Annotated in this window: 2 protein-coding genes; both read right to left on the minus strand. The window is 70.6% G+C overall.

Annotated features, from left to right (window positions below; translation table 11 throughout):
• Positions 1-200: 200 nt before the first annotated feature.
• Complete coding sequence (locus E1258_RS32305; protein ID WP_243715831.1) at positions 201-512, minus strand: AlpA family transcriptional regulator; 312 nt, start codon at positions 510-512, stop codon at positions 201-203.
• Positions 509-1411, minus strand: a complete 903-nt coding sequence (locus E1258_RS32310; RefSeq protein ID WP_243715832.1) for a DUF2637 domain-containing protein — start codon at positions 1409-1411, stop codon at positions 509-511. Before E1258_RS32310 ends, E1258_RS32305 begins: the two co-directional genes overlap by 4 nt.
• Positions 1412-2005: the final 594 nt, after the last annotated feature.

The raw sequence follows: 2005 nt of genomic DNA on the forward strand, positions 1-2005 counted from the left end.
CAGCCGCCGCCGGGCCGGCGAAGCTGGGGACAGGAGCGTCCCAGTCGCCGGCCCGTGACGCTGTCGCGGCAGCCGCAGCGTTTGAAGGTGGATCCCTTCACTCGTCGTCTCCTGGATGCTTCGTATGGTGCCGCCAGCGGTGTCGGGTGGAACCCGCTGGTGGCGGGGTCATTGCATCCACGCTCACCTTCGGGTCGGGTTCAAGTCGCCGGTTGCCGTCGGCCCGGAGCGGAGCCGTCGTGGGGTAGCAGGAGGTGGAGGAGGCCGGCGACCGGGACGATGATGCGGCTGCCGGCGCGGATCAGGGGCGCGGGGAAGGTGTCGGTGGCGGCGAGCCGGTAGGCCTGGGATCGGCTGATCCCGAGGACTGATGCGGCGGTAGCGAGGGTGGCGGTCACGCCGAGGGCGCGGACGCGGTCGACGGTCCACACCTCGCTGGCGGCCGGCGCGGCTGCGGTGAGCGTGATGTCTGTCGTGGTGTCGTGCTCGGTGGGGTTCACGTCGGTGCTCATGATTCGGGGTTCTCCTGCCCGCCCGGTGGATGTCTGGGATGCGTGGGTTCGAGATGACTTGTTGGTCGGGGTAGCTGCGAATAGCCGAACGCGGTTGCGTGAGTCGCTTGCTGCCGACTTGACGGCGGTCGTGGCGCCAGGCTCACCGGTGAAGTTGAGTCCTGCGGCGCGGGCGGCGAGGTCGCCTCAGCTTTGAGGATCTTGAGGAGTTCGGATATCCGGGTGTTGGACACGGTGTGGCCGCTTCCACGGAGAGCTTCGGCGAGCGCCGCCCGGGTCAGGGCCTGCCCGTCCGCGGCAAGTTGGTCGCGGACGCGGCGCGCCGCCGGCAGCAACTTGGCCACGTCGTGGGAGTGCTGCGCGGACCGTCCCCTGCCTCCTTCGCGGTGACGGCGATCCCGTTGACCCGGCTGGTGGGCGGCATCCGCTGAGCGGACGGTCCGGCTGCTGGACCGCTCCCCCGCACCCCTGCCGGACCGCGTCGTCTCGGCCGGTCCGCTCGGGGGCGTGGTTTGCGTGGGCTGGTCCGGCAGGTGGTCGGCGGTCCGGGCGGCGTTGGTTGGGGTCGTGGTGCCGGCGTGACCGAGGGCGACCTTGACCATGACGAGGAAGCCGAGCGCGGGCACGGCTGCGGCGATACAGCCGATCGGTGACGGTTCGGCCTCCACGACCTGCGCGGCCAGCGAAAGGGTGACCGCGCAGGCCAGCACGCTCGCAGGGAACACTGTCGAGGTGTGGGCGCGTTTGCGGCGGCGTAGCTCCAGGCCGGAGGCGATGGACATCAGCTCCAGGACGATCGCGTCGGCCCAGGCCAGCCATCCGGGTTGACCGTGGGCGGCGGCGACGTTGTGGACGTGGGTGAAGCTGGCCGCACCAGCCGCCCCGCCGATCGCCAGCATGATCACGATCTGGACGGCACCCTCGACGCGGCTGCTGCGCGGACCACCGTCCGGGTCAGACGTCGGTGTGGTCGTGGCGGACCACCTCCCCGGACCGGGCTACGGCGGAGGCTCGTCCGCCAGCCGGGTAGAGCTGGACATGTGCGCGGACGGTCCGGGCGTCGTCGTCCGGGACCGTGGTCGCGGACGGGAAGCCTCCGCCGGACCGTCCGTGGTGAGCGCGCGACGATACCTCCGGCCCGTTTCTCCCGGAAGGGGTCGGCGCTGTCACCGGTCTGTCAGGCCCAGCAGCGGATCGGGCGCTGACAGACCGGTGACAGTGACCAGGTCTTGCTGTCTTCCGCAGGCGCGAGGTACTGTCCGCGGCCGTCGTGCCGCTGCCAGGCATCACGCCGCCTCACCCACCCGTCCAGCGTCGACGACGTAGGAGGCGAGGTCGACCAGTCGCTGCCGCTGCCCTCCCCCAGCGGAACGTGTCAAGGGATTGAGGCCAGCGGGAGTTAAGCGGCCTGTCGTTCCGGTTCGGGTTTGTTGATCCAGACCTGGTTGGGCAGGTCGAGGATCTTGGGTAGGGGTTGGGTGGTGCCGAATCGT

This window comes from Micromonospora sp. KC207 (genome assembly GCF_004348615.1).
Taxonomy (GTDB): Bacteria; Actinomycetota; Actinomycetes; order Mycobacteriales; family Micromonosporaceae; genus Micromonospora.

Excerpts from the sequence above, each read along its gene's own strand:
- E1258_RS32305 (WP_243715831.1), bottom strand. The coding sequence starts at position 512 with ATGAGCACCGACGTGAACCCCACCGAGCACGACACCACGACAGACATC.
- E1258_RS32310 (WP_243715832.1), bottom strand. The coding sequence starts at position 1,411 with ATGCTGGCGATCGGCGGGGCGGCTGGTGCGGCCAGCTTCACCCACGTC.